Origin of the sequence: Streptococcus sp. 3.1 (assembly GCF_016648915.1) — a bacterium.
GTDB classification, from domain to species: domain Bacteria; phylum Bacillota; class Bacilli; order Lactobacillales; family Streptococcaceae; genus Streptococcus; species Streptococcus salivarius_E.
The window spans coordinates 1-18,610 of the sequence record NZ_JACLQV010000005.1 but is presented as its reverse complement, the minus strand read 5'-3'; the positions used below and the strand labels follow the sequence as shown (position 1 = coordinate 18,610).

General features: G+C 38.3%; 16 protein-coding genes. All 16 read right to left on the bottom strand.

Annotation, left to right across the window (positions count from 1 at the left end; translation table 11 throughout):
* Nucleotide 1 precedes the first annotated feature (1 nt).
* Nucleotides 2-1,150, bottom strand: coding sequence for a glycosyltransferase family 4 protein (locus tag H7U02_RS04205; RefSeq protein ID WP_073950425.1), 1,149 nt, complete (start codon nt 1,148-1,150; stop codon nt 2-4).
* Between the two features lie 2 nt (nt 1,151-1,152).
* Entirely contained in the window at nt 1,153-2,325 is a 1,173-nt protein-coding gene (gene cps2T / locus H7U02_RS04200) for a beta 1-4 rhamnosyltransferase Cps2T (protein ID WP_070577188.1), read from the bottom strand.
* Nucleotides 2,326-2,357: 32 nt separating this feature from the next.
* Nucleotides 2,358-3,725, bottom strand: coding sequence for a sugar transferase (locus H7U02_RS04195; RefSeq protein WP_201042849.1), 1,368 nt, complete (start codon nt 3,723-3,725; stop codon nt 2,358-2,360).
* A 56-nt stretch (nt 3,726-3,781) separates the two neighbouring features.
* Entirely contained in the window at nt 3,782-4,522 is a 741-nt protein-coding gene (locus H7U02_RS04190; protein ID WP_002890888.1) for a tyrosine-protein kinase, read from the bottom strand.
* Nucleotides 4,523-4,531: 9 nt separating this feature from the next.
* The gene (locus tag H7U02_RS04185; protein ID WP_048790943.1) at nt 4,532-5,224 is read right to left on the bottom strand and encodes a capsular polysaccharide biosynthesis protein; all 693 of its coding nucleotides are present in this window, start codon (nt 5,222-5,224) and stop codon (nt 4,532-4,534) included.
* Between the two features lie 8 nt (nt 5,225-5,232).
* Nucleotides 5,233-5,964, bottom strand: a complete 732-nt coding sequence (gene cps4B / locus H7U02_RS04180; RefSeq protein WP_118189457.1) for a capsular polysaccharide biosynthesis protein Cps4B — start codon at nt 5,962-5,964, stop codon at nt 5,233-5,235.
* Entirely contained in the window at nt 5,965-7,425 is a 1,461-nt protein-coding gene (locus tag H7U02_RS04175) for an LCP family protein (RefSeq protein ID WP_201042847.1), read from the bottom strand.
* 340 nt (nt 7,426-7,765) lie between these two features.
* Entirely contained in the window at nt 7,766-8,476 is a 711-nt protein-coding gene (gene deoD, locus H7U02_RS04170) for a purine-nucleoside phosphorylase (protein WP_014634439.1), read from the bottom strand.
* Nucleotides 8,477-8,874: 398 nt separating this feature from the next.
* Entirely contained in the window at nt 8,875-9,588 is a 714-nt protein-coding gene (locus H7U02_RS04165; RefSeq protein WP_037601325.1) for a type 1 glutamine amidotransferase, read from the bottom strand.
* Nucleotides 9,585-10,832 (bottom strand): chloride channel protein, encoded by a 1,248-nt coding sequence (locus H7U02_RS04160; RefSeq protein WP_060972925.1) that lies wholly within the window; start codon nt 10,830-10,832, stop codon nt 9,585-9,587. Before H7U02_RS04160 ends, H7U02_RS04165 begins: the two co-directional genes overlap by 4 nt.
* Before the next feature lie 182 nt (nt 10,833-11,014).
* Nucleotides 11,015-11,728, bottom strand: coding sequence for a LemA family protein (locus H7U02_RS04155; protein ID WP_201042845.1), 714 nt, complete (start codon nt 11,726-11,728; stop codon nt 11,015-11,017).
* A gap of 13 nt (nt 11,729-11,741) precedes the next feature.
* Nucleotides 11,742-12,551, bottom strand: a complete 810-nt coding sequence (locus tag H7U02_RS04150; RefSeq protein ID WP_002884861.1) for a purine-nucleoside phosphorylase — start codon at nt 12,549-12,551, stop codon at nt 11,742-11,744.
* Between the two features lie 18 nt (nt 12,552-12,569).
* The gene (locus H7U02_RS04145; RefSeq protein ID WP_201042885.1) at nt 12,570-13,115 is read right to left on the bottom strand and encodes a DUF1697 domain-containing protein; all 546 of its coding nucleotides are present in this window, start codon (nt 13,113-13,115) and stop codon (nt 12,570-12,572) included.
* 1 nt (nt 13,116) lies between these two features.
* On the bottom strand, nt 13,117-14,328 hold the full coding sequence (locus H7U02_RS04140) for a phosphopentomutase (RefSeq protein ID WP_155213299.1): 1,212 nt from the start codon (nt 14,326-14,328) through the stop codon (nt 13,117-13,119).
* 120 nt (nt 14,329-14,448) lie between these two features.
* Nucleotides 14,449-15,129, bottom strand: a complete 681-nt coding sequence (gene rpiA / locus H7U02_RS04135) for a ribose-5-phosphate isomerase RpiA (RefSeq protein ID WP_002884973.1) — start codon at nt 15,127-15,129, stop codon at nt 14,449-14,451.
* 159 nt (nt 15,130-15,288) lie between these two features.
* The gene (locus H7U02_RS04130) at nt 15,289-18,393 is read right to left on the bottom strand and encodes a GbpC/Spa domain-containing protein (RefSeq protein ID WP_201042843.1); all 3,105 of its coding nucleotides are present in this window, start codon (nt 18,391-18,393) and stop codon (nt 15,289-15,291) included.
* Between the last annotated feature and the right edge of the window lie 217 nt (nt 18,394-18,610).

Here is an 18,610-nt window from a genome sequence, read left to right as displayed (position 1 = left end):
ATTAGTACTTCTTATATAGTTCTGAGAAATTACGAATATAACTTTGTAAAGAGAATAGTTCTTTTTGGCGTTTAACAGAGGCCTTGCCAAATTGCTCTCTCTTCTCAGTGTTATCAGCCAATTCTTGGATGGCCTTAGACAATTCTGCAGGCTGGTTTGGTGTGGCAAGAAGACCGTTTTCACCCTCCTTAACCATTTCACAGACACCACCATGACGGTAGCCGACTACAGGTTTGCCACAAGCCATTGATTCGAGAACTACGGTTGGTAGGGGATCTGGATTGGTACTTGGCAAGACAAAGATATCAAACATATTATAGAGCTCTGTTGTCTTACTATAATAATCGATACGCTTGATTTGTCCAGCTACTGGTGAGTCTGATATTGCCTTTTCCAACTCATCAACACGCCACTCTTCACCTTCAAAAGCACTCCCTGCCAGAAAGGCTACTGCTTTTGGATTAGCCTTTAAGATTGGAGTCACTGCTTCCAAGAAATCGCCTTGACCTTTCCAAGCATTCACTCGACCAACCATTCCGATAACCAAAGCATCCTGTGCGATACCAAACTGGTCTCGAACTGCGCTGGCATCCATTTCATGATAGACGGCATTGTCAACACCATTATAGATGACCTGAACTTGGTCATTTTTTACAAAGCGAGACTGCTTCACGTGGTTGGCCACAGCATTTGAAACTGTCACAATCGTATCAGCATAACGTCCCATCAAAAAGTTGATGAAATCAGAGATTGCTTTTGGTTTGACGATAATCTCGTGAACATGCCAAATTAAAGGAAGTTTCAACTTACGTTTGAGATAAATTCCCTCAAGTACCGCAGTCGTATTATTGTGAATAAGAGTAATGCCATTTTCCTTAGCATATTTAGCAATTTGCTTTGAATAACGATTATAAGAGCCAAAATACTCAAGAATTCCCTTAGGATTAAAATACTTCCGGCGCAAGATTGGATAATCGATAACTTTTACCTTAGCACCAACCTCTTCCAATGCACCCACTAAGACGCCATCGTTGGGCAAGATGACATGAGCCTCAAAGGCTTCTTTATCCAATCCTTTAATAAGCTCCAACAAAACCTTATCAGCACCATACATTTCGGCACCAGCGTGAAGATATAAAATTTTCTGCATTTCTATCCTTTAAATACTTTCTCGTAGTCTGTAACAATTTTTTCCCAAGTAAAGGCTTCTTCGATACGTTTACTTGATTTTTGATTGAGGTCTGCGATAGCTTGTTCATCCAATTGTTCAGCTTGATTAATGACACTTGCCAATTGGTCTTTTTTCCAATAGAGAGCACCATCTTCACCGACTTCACGGTTAAAGCCAACATCCAACAAGAGATTGAGCTTAGTTGACTCAAGCGCCTCAAGAAGTGATGGATTGGTTCCACCTACCTCATGACCATGGAAATAAGCAAAGGCATTCTCACGAATGTACTTGAGCAATTCTTGGTCATAAACAGTTCCGACAAACTTCACACGAGGATCCTTGTCAAAACCAGTTTCCTGGCGCAACTTGTCGTAAAATTTGTTTTCTTCAACATTGGTAATGAGAACAAAATCCTTATCGGAGCTAGATGCCATAAAACCACGAATCATAGCCTCATAGTTATTTTCAGGCACAAAACGTCCTACAACAAGATAATAATTGTTTTCAATAACTCCCTTTTCGAAGTACCATGTGCGTACCTTATCATCAACCTTAGTCAATCGAGATTTAGTTGTATCTGTTCCATAGGCAATATAGGTTGTTTGAGGACGATACTTCGCATAATCATTTTGAATATAAGATTCAATGTTTTTACTATCACAAATCAAGAGATCTGCATGTTTAACCATGAGTTGCTCTGAAATTTTCCAATACTTACGAACAGGAAGACTCCACTTTGCACGAAGCCATTCATGACCATCCGGGTTAACCATAAGGGTACCACCGATAGCCTTGATTTTCTTTTTAATACCTGAGATAAATGGACCAATTCGGCAGGCCAAAACATAGAAGATTGGTGCTTGATCATTATTTTCCTTAGCAATCTCAATGGCCTTATTAAGAGCTGCGATATCATAAGCGATGGCACGTGCAGGCCCGATATTTGGGACGTCAATATTGTAGCATTTAGCACCGTTATGTTCGAAAGTATCTGCTGTAATTCCTGATTTAGCAGAATTTTCACGCATACAAGCTACATAATATTGGATATCTTTGTCTTGTTGGAACTCTGTCAACTTCTCAACAAAGGTCTCAAATCCACCATATTTTGCTGGAATTCCCTTAGAACCAACGATATAAACTGTTTTTGTCATTTAATCACCATTAAAAGAAATGGAGAAAGCCATCACTTTGCTCCATCCTTCATTACTACTACTTTAATTGTTTTCAATAATATTTTGATATCGCGCCAGATTGTCCATCCGTCCATATAAGCAACGTCTAGTTTTACAACTTCATCAAAATCAGTAATTTCACTTCGACCGCTTACTTGCCAAAGACCAGTAATACCTGGTTTAAAGCTGAGGCGACGTTTTTGTTCCGGTGTATAAGATTCGTACTCATCCAATGTTGGTGGACGTGTTCCTACCAAGCTCATATCACCTTTTAGAACATTCCAAAATTGTGGAAGTTCATCAAGACTCGTTTTACGAATGAAATGTCCAATTTTGGTAATACGTGGATCATTGTCCATCTTAAACATACCACCAGACATTTGATTCTGTGCCATCAAATTCTTCTTGATTTCTTCCGCATCAACACGCATAGAACGGAATTTATAAAACTTGAAGATACGTCCATTTTCTCCCACACGATCTTGAGCAAAAATAGCTGGTCCTCCATCTTTACGAATAAGAGGATAAAGGAAGATTCCAACAATACCACAGAGCAGCAAACCAACTAGAGCTCCACAGATATCGAGGAAGCGTTTCGCCAAGATATCTCCATAGCTATAAAAATGCGTAGAAAACGTAACAACTTTGAAAGGACCCAATTGTTGGATACGTTTTTCACCCTGACTCATAAATTCAAGGGCATTCAAATTAATGGATACTGGGATTCCCATAAGTTCAAATGGTGACGCATAATCCCAAATCTTGTACTGCTCACTTGGCAGATTAATCAAAACTTGGTCTACTACTGAGTGTGTCGCATATTCAATCAAATTTTCAGGTTTAACACTCTTGATAAAAGGATCAGTGAAATAAGGATTATCCAAGACACAAACGGCTGTAATCCTACCATCCATATTGTCTTTCATACGAAACAAAACATTTTCAAGACGTGCCTGATCAGAAATCAAGAGAATATTCTTGTTACTTTTACGACGTGTATAAATTGATGAGCGGAAATACTTAAGAACAGTATTTGTAACGTATAAGAGAACACCTGAAATCAGGGTGACGTAAAGAAGTCCGCGACGTGAGATTGAAAAACTTCCATCTGCAAAAAATGAGAGGAAAGTTGCAATTAGAGCAAATATGAAACAATATTTGACAGTTGCAATGAGTTCATCCAAGTAGCCTCTATACTTAAGATTTTCATAATAACTACTGATATAGTAAGACACTACATGTACGACACCTAAAAGGACAATGCTTCCTTGGGTAATCTCTGTATAAGGTATTTTACTAGCTACCATGGCTGCGAAAACAACCACAACCAACTGTATAATACCAATTTCAATGCGACGAATTTCTTGTTTTTCTTTCACTCTAAACCCCTTTTTAATCTGTTAAGGTATAAGGAGCCGCATCATCCCCATTAATGCTATCCTTTTCTACGACGATGTGCTCTTGAATGACCTTCTTTTTGGTCTGATTTTTTCCCGTACTCACCATATGAGCCATAAGAACCATATGATCCATACTTATCAACTGTCATATCCACTTTATTAAGGACGACACCTAAGAACTGAGAACCACTTTGTTCCAATTGTTCAACAGCCTTAGTTACGAAGCGACGTTTGATTTTCCCAGCTGCTGTAACCAAAAGACTAGCGTCAGCCTGATGGGCAATAATAACAGCATCAATGACCAAACCAATTGGTGGCGTATCAATTATGACATAATCATAACGACTACGAGCAACTTCCATCAAATGTCTAAAATTGTCATTTTGCAAAAGACTTGTTGGATTAGGTGGTACAGGACCAGATGCAATGACATCTAAACCAGAAATATCAGTTTGGCAAATCGTTTCATTTAAATCAGCATTTCCAGAAAGGAAATTTGAAAGGCCTTTATAAGGCTCATTTGATTTAAATGTACCTGACAAAACAGAGTTACGGGTATCCGCATCAATGAGAAGTGTTCGGAGCCCAACACTAGCAAATGAAATCGCCAAGTTAACAGATGTCGTTGATTTTCCTTCACCAGCTTCAACAGAGCTAACCGCAATCACTTTCATCTGAGCACCAGAAAATTGAATATTTGTGCGAATGGCATTGTAATACTCTTCTGTTTGTTTGGCAAAGTTTTCTTTAGATTTTACTAACTTTAATAGAGGCATTTCTTCTCCTTAAATTTTATCTGTATCAGGGACAATTCCAAGAAGTGTCATTCCAAGGGCATCTTCCACATCTTCTGGACGGCGAATGCGATCATCTAGGATTTCACGTACCAATACACCAACCACTGCAAGGAATCCTCCAAGCACTGCTCCAAGAAGCACATTACGTTTGATATTTGGTGAAGATGGTGACTCTGGCAATTTAGCTTCTTCAAGCGTTGTAACATCTTCAACTTTTGTCACGTTCTTGATTTTTTCTGAAGCAACTTCACGAACCTTATTGGCAAGTGTTTGCGCATCTTGACCAGTTTTAGCATTAACAGAAATTGAAATAAGACGAGTATCAGTAGGAATATTAACTGAAATCATTTTAGCAAGTTCTGCTTCTGTCATATTCAACTTTTCATCTTTGATAACTTCTGACAAGACATCGTTTGATGTAATAATTTCTTTGTAGTCTTTTGTCAAAAATGTACCGGCCTGCAAATCTTGAGCAGAAAGGTTTTTGCCATCATTAGCTTGATTAACCACATAAATACGTGTAGACGATGTATATGTTGGCTGAATGAGGAAGTAAGTTCCCAAGAAGGCAAAGACAGCGACATAAAAGGCTGTAAATAAAATAAATACTTTTTTAGTCCAAAGTTTTTGCAATAGTGCAAGTACATCGATTTCAACACGCTTCGTGTTTTCCTGAGTCATAGTTTCTCCTATATATATTGATTTTCAAGTAGTGTTTGTGGATTTTCGATAAAAAGGTTACGAGCACGTCTCGTTCCGTAAGTCTTTTCGATAATAGCGTAAGCATCTTTCATAAATGGTGGTCTTGGACCAAGATTATGCATGTCACTAGCAACCATATGAACCAAATTTTTCTCCAAGAAATAACGAACACGTTTTTTTCTTACTTTATCTTTATCTCCAAAGAGCTTTGGTTTTAGAACATGAGAGCTATTAACTTGAGTATAGCACCCCATGTTGATGATTTCTCGAACACGGTCAGCATTTTCTTCGAGGGCATCATAGCGCTCAATATGAGCAACAATTGGTGTCACCCCTGCTCGTAAAACATTGCTAAGCCCAGTATGAATTTCTTTCCAAGAGGTGCGAGCACTAAACTCAATCAAAGCAAATTGAGTGTTGTGCATGCGTGGAATGAGATTCTTTTCAAGCTTCTCCACAATGTCTGAGGTGTAATAAAGTTCACCACCATAACAAATAGTTAAGTCTGGATAAAGTGCTTCTGCTTCTTCTTTTACCTTAGAAAAGTTTGCAAAGATTTTATCCTCTGGGGTTTCAAACATTCCCTTACGACGATGGGATGTTGAAACAATCGTACGCACTCCTTGCGCATAGCTTTCGCCAATGAGGTCAAGACTTTCTTCTAAAGTTTTAGGACCATCATCAACATCAAAAACAATATGTGAGTGAACGTCAATCACTTATTTTTCCTCCATCAAATTTTTGATTGCTTGAGAGGCGCTTTCCACACTAGAATCATCCAGTTTCATCATGTAGAGACTAGAATTTGGCATAGCATAAGAGGTCAATTGTCCGGTTGAACCTGTACCTGTTACTGCTTGAGAAGTCACCGTAAATTTAGAACCTGAATCAAGTTGTGTATTGGCCAGAGCATTAATGGTATCTAGAGACATATTCGTTTGAACAGAGTCTTGAAGATTGTTAACGATTGAAGTAAAGTTTGATACAGAATTTAGTGAAGCTAACTTGTTTACAATAGCAGAAATCACTTTCTCTTGGTTCTTACCACGGTCATTGTCTCCTCCATCCAAACTATAACGCTCACGAACAAAGCCAAGGGCTTGTTCAGAATTCATTTGGATATCTCCAACTGGGAAATCAAACTTCCCGTGAAGACTCGTGAAGGCTTGATCATTATGAACTGTCACACCACCAAGTTGGTCAATCAACTTAAGGAAAGATGTGAAGTTAATACGTGCATAGTAATCAATCTTAATGCCATAAAGATTTTCCAGAGTTTTTTCAGATGTTTCAACGCCATAAATACCTGCGTGGGTTAATTTATCATACTGGTCTGCCCCTCCATCAGGAATCTTAACGTACGCATCACGTGGAGTGGTCGTCAAGAGAATCTTATGTGTGTTCATGTTAACGGTCATAATGATATTGACATCTGAACGTGACACTGTTGAAATTGAACCGTAGGTATCAATACCACTAATATAAATATTGAAGACTTTTGAATCTACTTGTTTTGCAGAGTTGCTATTCTTCTTTTTAATTTTATAAGTATAAATTGTTTTTAGATTTGAAGCATAATTACTATCGACAGACTCTAATAGGCTAGCATAAGAGCCACTCAAGACCATAGCTTTAGATTTGCCAGACTTAAGATTATCATAAGCTTCTTGATATGAGGCAACATCTTCAACTTTAACATCAACTTTTTTATCTTTTTTGAGAGCTGACATCAAGGTCTCGATATTGTTCTTATCAACCTTAGTAGGTGCCTGTACGCTAGTAAGCTGGCTCACATCTTTGATGTCACTTTCCTTAGGAACCACGATGCTCATTTCTACTTCAGAAAATGCTGCCGTCTGATTCATACGGTTAGTGATGTCAATCATTTGTTTAAAACCAAAAATACCAACCAGAGAAACTAGCGAGAAGATAACCAATACAACCGTTGTCACTAGTGGTGATTTCTTAGTCTTCTGAAGGAAGATGCTAATAGCAAGAACTACCAACAAACCAATAGTGATAATGATGTTCAAAAACCTAAAGGATAGGAAATTATAATTGAACATGGTGAATAATAAGACCAATGCTAAAATAGCATACAGAATGGTCAACCCAATGTTGACCATCCCCCACGATCTATTACTCGTACGTTTTTGCTTACGATTCGTACGCGAACTCATATAAATTGCTCCTATAAATTAAAATTAGACATTTCCCATTATTATTATAACATTACTATAACTTCATTTCAATTGTCATTCTTTTTAAAAAAGAAGAAACCGTTTTTCATTATGATATCAAGCATTTAATTTCTATCATTTTTCATTGTTTTGTAAGTTGTTTTTCACATTTTTAGCGGTTGTTTTTTAAATTGTCGGATATTTACTTATTCCTTAAAAGCATCTTTCTTCCGAATATTTTTATTTTTTTATAGTAGTTTGAAAAATTTTAACCTATTGTCACTTCGAACAGATATTAGCTACAACACAAAAGGACGACCAAATGGCGTCCTTTTACAAACTAGTCTGCAATTAGTGTTTCAAGACCAACTTTCATCATGTCAGTGAAAGTATTTTGACGTTCCTCAGCTGTTGTGTCCTCATCTGGATTAACCAAACTATCAGAAATAGTCATGATGGCAAGAGCATCTACTTGGTGTTGAGCCGCAAGGTAGTAAAGTGCTGCTGCTTCCATTTCTACAGCTTTCACACCCCATTTACCAAGCTCGATGTTCTTTTCACCATAGTTCGAATAGAAGACGTCAGAAGACAAGACATTACCAACATGTGTAGTCATACCAAGCTCTTTAGCAATGTGGTAAGCCTTATCTAAGAGATTGAAACTTGCAATTTGTGGGAAATCGTATTGTGGCCAATCGTTACGAATAATGTTAGAGTTTGTCGCTGCCGCTTGCGCTAGAACTAACTCACGAACGTGAACATCCTCATTCAATGAACCAGCAGTTCCCACACGAATCAATTTTTTAACCCCGTAGTCAACAATAAGCTCACGAGCATAGATAGAGATAGATGGCATCCCCATTCCAGTTCCCATTACTGAGACACGTTCACCTTTGTATGTTCCTGTGTAACCAAACATATTACGAACTTCATTGAAACATACAGCGTCTTCGAGGAAATTCTCGGCAATGAATTTCGCACGTAAAGGATCTCCAGGTAGGAGAATTTTATCAGCAATTTCACCTTGCTTAGCAGCAATATGGATAGACATAATATAAGATACCAAGGGCGTTAAAGAGGCAAAGTAAAAATAGGAAATCCGACAAAGATGCTTCGCATCTAGGAGGATTTATCTTTTTTACACAGCCTCTAGCCCGGGTTCAGTTTCAAACCCGAACTACCCTTCCTTTCATTTTTTATATACAGGAGAGGCGACAGAGAACAAAGTAATAATAGGAAACTGACGACGCCTTATAAATGCTAGACAGTTTATCTTTTTACTTCGTTCTCCGCCCGTATTCATTTTAGTGAATACAGTTAACCCGTCCTTTCTATTTTTTGATGGTAAAAGAGCAACCTGAACACACTATCTACCATTCTTAATTTTTATTTTTAAATAATTTATCCACTATTATATAGTTGATAAATTATTACTTTTTTAAAAGTGGATTAAGCTTGAGTCAATGAATCAAGAAAATCATATAACTTCTTGTTCATTTCTGAATAATCGTTGGTACGCAATTGTTCAGGTGTTTGAACAAAAGGTAACTCCTTATTTTGCTTACGCAAGTGTTCTTCGCCATCCGCAGCTATGAGCAAATCAATAGCTTGGGAATCAAACTCTAGGTGTGCTTGGAAGGCATAGTGTTTAGGACTAAAGCGAATAATTTGACGTGGACAACCTTGACTAGTAGCAAGAACAACTGCATTATCAGTCAATCCAGGCATATCACCATGCCAGTGGCCAGTATTGAGAGTTGTGCCAAAACCTTTGACATGCTCATCAGCTAATCCATCATCCGTAAGTGTTATTGGAAACACACCAATTTCGCGTTCTGGACTATGCTCATACTTACCACCATAGGCTACAGACAGAAGCTGAGCTCCCAAACATACACCAACAATATAGATATCAGCAGCAATTGCTTTTTGCATAAATGCAATCTCAGCATTTGGGTCATAATAAGGAAAGGTCTGACGATCCTCATCAGGTGACTGAGGACCACCCATCACAATTAGAAAATCAATACCTTCAACGGTTTCAGGAAGGACCTCTTCCTCATATACCTTGGTTGATGTGATATTATGCCCACGGTCTTGAGCCCATTTTAAATAGGCTCCTGGAACTTCAAACGTTTCGTGTAAGATAAAATGAATATTCATTGTTTTTTCTTCCATCTATTATTAATTATCCTTGATAGTAGACCCGCTAAGATTAGAGGAACTGCTACCAGCCCTCCTTGACCGGTAAAACCTAGAACTAAGGCTATTCCCGTCAGAGGAGCATCCAAAGTTGTTACTAAAAAAATGGTTGCGCCAAGTAACATTCCTAGATTAGGATTTAGGGACAAACCAAAAGTCTCAAGACACCTTGTTAATAAGAAACCCGATCCGACACCTAAAGTAAACGAAGGCGTCAGTGTCCCTCCATAAGTACCTGACCATAGCAACAAGCACACAATAAGCCCTTTGATTACCAGCAAAATCGGAAGGTATTCCGAAGTTCCTCCAGAGAACATCCATTGTGCTAGAACCTGACCATTTCCCATGATTATAGGATAGAAAGCTACAATACCACCTAATATTATAAAAGAGACGGGCATGGTCCAGAGAATATGTTTATCTGTTATACGACTTTTACTCGCCTTTTTAGCTAAAACTTTAAATATAAGAGCAAGCGGAGTTACAAACAGCGTCAAAACAAGAATCTGTATCAAACTAGTAGGATGTAAGCTTACTTTATCAACTAAATATATAGCTTTCCCACCAACAATTGGACGAGCACAATAAGCTGACAAATAGGTTGTCACAAGAATGATACCAATGTTTTTCAGTTTCCAAGCAACTCCCAAAGTTTCCAAAACAAACAGTATACTGGCAAAGGGAACTTGGTAAACCGCAGCTAAACCTGCTCCTGCACCACATGCAATCATGAGTTGTCTTTCAGGAATTTCTAAACCCAGTTTTTTTGATAAACTGCCAGCACATAAGGCACCTAATTCTCGTGGAGCTGCTTCCTTGCCTACTGAAGCACCTGCTCCAACGATTGCTACTTGCACCAAAGCATGTAGACTTTGGCCAAGAAAATTTGGACTCTTCTTGCCAACGAGTTGCTTAGCCTTTCTAATGGAAAGAAGGGAGACTCGACGCTGAAGGAAATACCAAAAGATGCTAGCTAAGACACCAGCTACCACTATAACTACGAAGCGTCGATAAGCACTTACAGAATTAAATTGTAACAAGAGATCTGTCGTATCATTGCCAAAAGTAAGAAATTTTATAAAATCTAAAAGATAATGGCAAAGAATACCAATCAAACCAGAAGCTATTCCGGTTGTCAAAACAGCTAAACTTAACCTAATCGACTTGGGGAGCCAAGTCAAACTCTTTCTCTCTTTACTACCCATATATTAGAGTATGGCTAAAATTGCTTTAACCAACTTTTCCTACTGTCTTTAGAGTAGGGTCAATCCCTTCTTTGTTTTTATTTCATAGTAAGGCAATCTCGTGCTGAATTAGAAAAACTAAAACTAGCTTTCATTCTTTGACCTTTTTAACTATATTCTAGTCTTAATGATTTTGTTCTATGTTATAAGTAGTTTATCTCTGAATGACCTAAAGTTGTTCTTAACAAAGCAAGTGGCAAACTGTAAATTGTTTTATTATATTGCGACACCATTTCATTGTAGTATAATTTTTGATTAGCAACAAGTACTTCTGACTCTTTAATCTCAGCAATCAAATCCTTTATACTTTGATCAGCGGTAATATTTGTATCTCTTTCGATTTCCTCAATAATTTTATTCTTCGTTTCCTCTAGTTTAGTAGAGTATTCATGTTTAGAAAAATTACCAGACTCACCGTAAGACTTCCGCTTAGATTCTGAATGATTAGCTTTGTTTTCATCGTTAGTCAAATTGTTGACAGACTTTTTTTCCTCTAACAATTCTGAAACATTTTTTCTAACAGACATTTTTAACTCATGGTCTACAATCTTATCAGTTAATTCACGAAGTTGCGCAATTAGCTTTTCCACATATTTTTCTTTAATTTCAATTGCACTGTATGAAGATTTGATCAATTCTTTTAAGTTAACAGCTTTATGGTATTGAAATAGAAATGCTATTATCATGTAGCTAAAAATTGCAAATACTATAGATGCGCCTTGAAACGGTTCATAGTTTATATCACTACCACTTGTATCTATAGCAGAAAATATAACCAACCAAACCATGGTCAGGAAAGCAATTATAAAAACTCCACGAACGATACGAAATAATGGATTATTCATTAAGTTTGACATCAATTATTCCTTTTTAGAGTTCAGCAAGAATCGCTTTTAGCAATCCTTTGAAGTCTCCTTTGACGCGCTCAGTCACTTCCACCACTTCTTCGTGGTTCAATTCTTCTTGGAAACCAGCTGCATGGTTAGTAATGCATGAGATACCAAGAACTTTCAAACCAGAGTGAGCTGCAACAATAACCTCAGGAACTGTAGACATCCCAACAGCATCTGCACCAAGTGTCTTATAAGCACGGATTTCAGCTGGAGTTTCATAAGTTGGACCAGTCACACCGATATAAACACCATCATCCAATTTGATACCAAGTTTATCAGCCACTTTATGAGCGGTTTCACGGTATTCAGGTGTGTAAGCTTTAGACATATCAGGGAAACGTGGACCAAAATCATCCAAGTTTTCACCGATCAATGGGTTTTGACCAGTCATGTTAATGTGGTCAGTGATGGCCATCAAAGTACCAGGGCCAAAGCCGATACCACCTGCTGCATTGGTTACAACAACTCCTTCACATCCAAGAGCTTTCATAACACGTACAGGGAAAGTAACGACTTCAAGCGGATTTCCTTCATAAAAATGGAAACGCCCTTGAAGAGCCAAAACCTTACGTCCAGACAAAGTTCCGTAAACAAGTTTTCCAGCATGACCGACAACCGTTGATTGTCCCCAGTTTGGAATATCCGCATAGTCAATGACAATTGCGTCTTCAACTTCTTCAGCCAACTCACCAAGTCCAGAACCTAAAATCAAACCAAATTCAGGTTTTTCAATTCCTTTGCTTTCCAAGAAGGCTTGAGTAACTCTAATTTTTTCAAGTAGCGACATGTTATTTCTCCCTTAATTTTATTTCATTCTTAAAAAGTGACCAATTTTTGAAAAAGTTCTCGCATTTCGAATGGTTATATCAGGATAAAAAGGTGTTTTCAATAACTTCTTATGATAAGTCGTTTGGCTATAAGTTGATTTATCATACTTTACCCAGTAGACACCAAGTTGACCAAAATGAAGTATTTCATCTTTCAACTCTAAAGAGTTAATAATCTTCTTCATTTCGGTCTTATCAAGTCTTTCAGTGAATAAGAGGACGTCTTTTCTATAGAAATCATCTTCCCACCACTTAGGTAATGAGGCTACTTCATTTTGATAATCTTCAAGAGTAAAAAGAGAAAATACCTTAATAAATGGATAAGCCTTATTTAGAAATTCCTCTAAAACTAAGAGGAGTTCCTCTTTCATCAAGGTAGAATCAAAGAAAAGATTTCCACTATTTATATAGGAAGAAACATGTGACATACCGAGTTCTTCTAATTCACGACAAAATTCCTCCATGACTACCTTGTGACGACCACCAACGTTTATCCCACGAACCAAAAATGCATAGCGCTTCATTTTAGATAAGTTTATCCAAGAAGCTTTCACCAATCATGGCTTTATCTACACCAAAGTTTTCAGCGACAGTTGCTGAGATGTCAGAGAAATGACCTACTGGAATAAGTCCATTTCCTTTGAATGATGGGCTATAAGCCAAGAAAGGAATATACTCACGAGTATGGTCTGTACCTGCATAAGTTGGATCATTTCCGTGGTCTGCAGTAATCATCAAGAGATCATCTTCACGCATAGCAGCAATGATTTCAGGCAAACGTTGGTCAAATTCGTGCAAGCAATCACGATATCCATGTGGGTCACGACGATGTCCATAAAGGGCATCAAAGTCTACCAAGTTTGTGAATGAGAAACCATGTTTGAAGTCTTCAGAAGTCATAGCTTTAATCAAATTATCAATACCATGGCTATTTGATTTGTTGTGTCCCATATCGTGGTTGATACCAGCTCCATTGAAAATATCATTGATTTTACCAACGGCATAAGTATCGATACCAGCTTCATTCAATTTATCCAAAACAGTTGGTGCAAATGGTGAAACAGCCAAATCACGACGGTTAGACGTACGAGTGAAGTTTCCAGGTTCACCAACGTAAGGACGAGCAATGATACGCCCTAGAAGAGCTGGACGCTCAAGAGTAATTGAACGTGCATATTCACAAATACGATACAATTCAGCCAAAGGAATAACGTCTTCGTGTGCGGCAATTTGAAGAACTGGGTCAGCTGAAGTGTAAATAATCAATTCACCAGTTTCCATTTGACGAGGTCCAAAGTCTTCAATAACAGCCGTACCTGAGTATGGTTTATTAGCTTCACGAATGACTTTACGTCCTGAGAATTCTTCAATTTTAGTGAGAATTTCTTCTGGGAATCCGTTCCAGAAAGTATCAAAAGGTTCAGTAATATTGAGACCCATGATTTCCCAGTGACCAGTCATCGTATCTTTACCAAGAGAAACTTCCTGCAATTTTGTTGCATAACCAGTTGGGTTGCTCTCTGCTGGTACTGTTTTCAAAGGTGTTTCACGAGGAATATTTCCTAGACCAAGCTTAGCCATATTTGGCACATTCAATCCTACAGATTTAGAGATGTGACCAAGGGTATCTGAAGCACCGTCTGGCACACCTGCATTGACAAAGTCATTGGCATCTGGAGCAGCACCAATTCCTACTGAATCAAGAACGACTAAATGCATTCGGTTAAATTTGGACATAACAACACCACAAAGAGCTAAAATCTTTTCGAAATTACCTCTTGCCTTTCTATATTATTTAATAGTTTGAAAATAATTAATTAGTTTTCCTCATTAAAAGTGAGGGGAATAAAAATCGGACTAGGCCTTAACTTCAACGACCTTAACACCGTCTTTTCCTGCAACGATGACTTTATTAACCATGCCATTGAACAATCCATGATCGACAACCCCTGTCATAGCTTTTAGTTCTTCACCAAGAGCTACTGGATTTTCAATCTTACCTAAATCAAGATCGATGATATAGTTCTTCATATCTGTAACAAAGCGGTCACCTTGTTCCGTAAGTCGGAATGATGGCTTATAGCCCTTAGACTCAAAGACACGGTACAGACGGTCAGCACCATATTGAACCACTTCAACTGGTAGTTTGAAAGCACCTAATTGATCAACCATTTTAGACTCATCAACCACCCAGATATATTCTTTTGTAGGTGTAGCGACGATTTTTTCCATCAAAAGGGCGCCACCGCCACCTTTAATCCCGTTGAGTTGAGGGTCTACTTCGTCGGCTCCATCAACAGTAACATCAATACTGTCAATGTCATCCACTGCCTTCAAAGGAATGCCTAAGCCTTCAGCTTGTTTAGTGGTTTGACTTGATGTCGTTACACCAACAACACTAAGACCTTCTTCCTTAATACGACGGCCAATTTCCTCTACAAAGAAGTAGGCTGTTGACCCTGTACCGAGTCCAACAACCATTCCATCTTCAACATATTTGGCAGCGGTTACACCAGCGATTTTCTTAAGTTCTTCCATGCTCGTCTCCTTGCATCTTTCTAAAATAGTCGTTCAAAACAATTATAACATGTTTCACCAGTAAATAGAAATAATATGAGGGAGGAAAAACGAGCAAAAATAAAAACTAGATCCTAAATAGAATCTAGTTTTGATGGGGAACTAATTTAATAGCACCACTTAATCTTTTTTACGACGTTTGAAGAATCCTACAAAGGCTGCAAAAATCATTGAAAGAAGTCCAATAAATCCAGCATTGCTAGTGTGCTCACCAGTTTGTGGCAACTCAGCTTGAGGCACTACAGGAACTTCAGTATCTGGAGTTGGTGTAGTTGGTGGTGTCACTGGAGTTGGAGGAGTAACAGGTGTTGGTGGAGTAGTCGGTGGTGTTGGTGGTACCACGTGAGACTCTCTCTCAACGACATAGTTCTTGTGCCATACAACACTTGGTTTTTCAGGAGTTTTAGGTTCTACTGGTTTAGCAGGAACTTCAACTACTTTTGGTGTTGGTGGCGTTGGGGCCGTTGGACCTGTTGGTGGTGTTGGTTCAACCGGTTTTTCTGGAACTTCAACCACTTTTGGTGTTGGTGGCGTTGGTGCTGTTGGACCTGTTGGTGGTGTTGGTTCTTGTGGTTTACCAGGAACTTCAACTACCTCTGGAGTTGGTGGCGTTGGTGCCACTGGCTCTTTTGGAGGTGTTGGTGGTGTTGGTTCTTGTGGATTGATACCAACTGTTTTAACGACTGGTTTAACCGGTGCTGTTGGTGGTGTTGGTGCCTTAGGTTCTTCAGGTTTTTCACCTGGATTCTTAGGCAAACCAAGGTTAGAGTTGATTGCGAACCAATAAACTGTTGGTGCACCATCAGCATTTGCACCTTCAGCAGTAAATACCAAGTGACCATTAGTCATCTTGATACCTGCACCTCCATAGTAGAGGTAAGGTGAATCAGCGTTATCCCAACCTGTCAATTCTGATGTTGTCTCACCATTAAAGACTGCACCGTGGTCAATGTATTGGTTATCATTGACAGATGTTACTTCTTTAGTGGCAGCATCATAAGTAACTGATGATTTTGGAATAGCGATGAATTGGTTATCACCAATATTTACATATTCTTGGTGGCGTGTTGATTGGTATTTTTTCTTAGGTGTGAATGTAATCAAACCAGTTTCAGCAGAAACACTGTATGAACCAATAACATCATCTTTATCACCAAACGTATAATCTTGGTTACCAAGAGCGTGGCCATTACCACTACCTGAAGCATTAAGAGTTGTTACATCAGTTGGAATTTCACGTGAGACAACCCATTCTGAACCATTCCAGTCAGTGATAGGAACCACTACCTTAAGTGGGTTCTCATCTGAAATGTTAACTGTAGCTCCACCAAAATCTGCGTAACCAGATTTTGTAACAACTTCACCGTTTTGGATTGCCAAAGTAGAACCATCTGCGTAAGGATTGTAAGTACCGCGAACAGTATTACCATTAACGTCTTTCGCTTCTACTGTAAGTGGACGTGGGCGCTCAGATGTTTCAACATAAGCTGCACCGTTCCAGTGGTTAAGTGAGTTAAGTGCTACGATAGCATTACGCTCACTAAGGTTGAACATTTTACCATCTTTATCGTAAAACTCAACATCTACAGCTACTTTAACCGGTTTATCTTGATCAGTTGACGCTCCAACTGTCATAGTTACTGTTGGATCCTTACTGATTTTCGCGATACCTTTTCCGTCGTTTGATGGAAGTCTAACGATTTCGTAACGGTATACAACACGTTTGATTGCTGATGCTTCATTTTCAACAAGCATGCTTGATTGGTTCAAACCATCATAAGTAACAACAAATTTGTCACCTTCTTTAACTTGAATCCACTCGTCTTCAGTGTTTGTCCAAGGGCTATTTGAAACAATGTCAGATGCTTGTAACTTGTTAGAGTCATATTGGAAAACATTACTTGTGTTAAGACGCTCTTGTGCTTCTTTTGTCAAGTAGTTGCTTACACCTTCAACTTTGTGTGTCGCATCGTTTTCACGTTGGAAAGTCAATTCTTGAACAACTTCAGCATCTTTAAGGTTACGATATACAGGATCATTCATGTATTTATCGTAAGCTGTTTTAGCATCTTGGTATTGTTTAAGTGCTGTTTGGTAGACAGCTAATTTGTTTTGATACTCAAGGTACTCTTGGTCATATTTAGCTTTTTGCTCATTGTAGACAACCAAGGCAGCTTCGTATTTAGCTTTAGCATCTGCATTGTATTTTTCAATAGCTTGTTTTGTTTCAAGATCTGCTTCATAAGCTGTTTTCTTAGCGTTATAAAGTTCAAGATTCTTGTCATATGCTGCTTTTTCTACATCATATTTAGCTTTTGCTTCATTGTATGCTGCTAGCTCAGTTTGATATTTAGCTTCAGCTTCAGCGTTACGTTTCTCAGTAACAACTTTTTCAGCTACTTTATTATCATAGCTAGCTTTTTCAGCGTTGTATTTGGCTTTATCGCTATTGTACTGAGCAAGAGCTGCTTCATAATCAGCTTTTGCTTGGTTATATGTTGCCAATTCTGCTTGGTATTTAGCTGCAGAAAGCGCATTTTCTTTATCAGCGGCTTCTTTTTCTGCTACCTTAGCATCATAAGTAACTTTCTTAGTCTTGTACTCTGAAAGAGCTGAGTCATAAGCTTGCTTAGCAATTTGGTATTGCTCTGAAGCTTTATCATAAGCTGTTTTTTCAGTATCATATTTAGCCTGAGCTTCAGCATTTGTTTTATCAGCAAGTGCTTTCTCAGCTAATTTGGCATCATAGTTTGCTTTTGCTTTATCATAGTCAGCTTTATCTGACTTGTATTGTTCTTTAGCCGCTTTATAATCAGAAACGACTGTATTGATTTTCTCTGCTTGTGCTTTATTATCTGCAGCAGCTGCTTCAACAGTTTCTTTGGTTTGAGCAGGTTCTTCCTTAACCTCAACCCCTTCGTTAGTTGCAGCTGTTTTTGCAGCTTCTAAGCTTGTATTTGTTACTTCACTCGTTGTAACAGTTGTGTTGCCTTCTTCAGTAACGTTAACAACTTTCTTTTCAGTTGAATCTGCTACGGCTGAAGTGTTTTCTTCAACAGCATCTGTTGCTTCAACTGCTGGTGTTGCTGAATCTGTAGTTGTTGCTACCTCATCAGCGCTTGCATTTGAAGCTCCTACTGCAAGAACTGCAGTCCCCAAAAGAACAGAAGCCGCACCAAGGCTAGACTTTCTGAGTGAATAACGTTGTAATTCCTTTTTCCCCATTTAAATTACGTCCTTCTATATTTAGTTATGTTCATATTCTAACAAAAGAAAGAACCATGTCAATTTGAGATATCTCATAAAAACACGCATTCCTTTAAATTCGATTAGATTCTTAAATTCAAATACTTTTTAATATCAAAATATTTGATAGACAAAATCCTATTATTAATAGTGTTTACGATACAAATAGGCGGTTTAATTTTATAATATCTAGTCC

What these genes read in the sequence shown, in the direction of transcription:
- H7U02_RS04205 (WP_073950425.1), bottom strand. Translation starts at nt 1,150, where the DNA reads ATGCAGAAAATTTTATATCTTCACGCTGGTGCCGAAATGTATGGTGCT.
- cps2T (WP_070577188.1), bottom strand. Translation starts at nt 2,325, where the DNA reads ATGACAAAAACAGTTTATATCGTTGGTTCTAAGGGAATTCCAGCAAAA.
- H7U02_RS04190 (WP_002890888.1), bottom strand. Translation starts at nt 4,522, where the DNA reads ATGCCTCTATTAAAGTTAGTAAAATCTAAAGAAAACTTTGCCAAACAA.
- H7U02_RS04185 (WP_048790943.1), bottom strand. Translation starts at nt 5,224, where the DNA reads ATGACTCAGGAAAACACGAAGCGTGTTGAAATCGATGTACTTGCACTA.
- H7U02_RS04175 (WP_201042847.1), bottom strand. Translation starts at nt 7,425, where the DNA reads ATGAGTTCGCGTACGAATCGTAAGCAAAAACGTACGAGTAATAGATCG.
- deoD (WP_014634439.1), bottom strand. Translation starts at nt 8,476, where the DNA reads ATGTCTATCCATATTGCTGCTAAGCAAGGTGAAATTGCTGATAAAATT.
- H7U02_RS04165 (WP_037601325.1), bottom strand. Translation starts at nt 9,588, where the DNA reads ATGAATATTCATTTTATCTTACACGAAACGTTTGAAGTTCCAGGAGCC.
- H7U02_RS04160 (WP_060972925.1), bottom strand. Translation starts at nt 10,832, where the DNA reads ATGGGTAGTAAAGAGAGAAAGAGTTTGACTTGGCTCCCCAAGTCGATT.
- H7U02_RS04155 (WP_201042845.1), bottom strand. Translation starts at nt 11,728, where the DNA reads ATGTCAAACTTAATGAATAATCCATTATTTCGTATCGTTCGTGGAGTT.
- H7U02_RS04150 (WP_002884861.1), bottom strand. Translation starts at nt 12,551, where the DNA reads ATGTCGCTACTTGAAAAAATTAGAGTTACTCAAGCCTTCTTGGAAAGC.
- H7U02_RS04145 (WP_201042885.1), bottom strand. Translation starts at nt 13,115, where the DNA reads ATGAAGCGCTATGCATTTTTGGTTCGTGGGATAAACGTTGGTGGTCGT.
- H7U02_RS04140 (WP_155213299.1), bottom strand. Translation starts at nt 14,328, where the DNA reads ATGTCCAAATTTAACCGAATGCATTTAGTCGTTCTTGATTCAGTAGGA.
- rpiA (WP_002884973.1), bottom strand. Translation starts at nt 15,129, where the DNA reads ATGGAAGAACTTAAGAAAATCGCTGGTGTAACCGCTGCCAAATATGTT.
- H7U02_RS04130 (WP_201042843.1), bottom strand. Translation starts at nt 18,393, where the DNA reads ATGGGGAAAAAGGAATTACAACGTTATTCACTCAGAAAGTCTAGCCTT.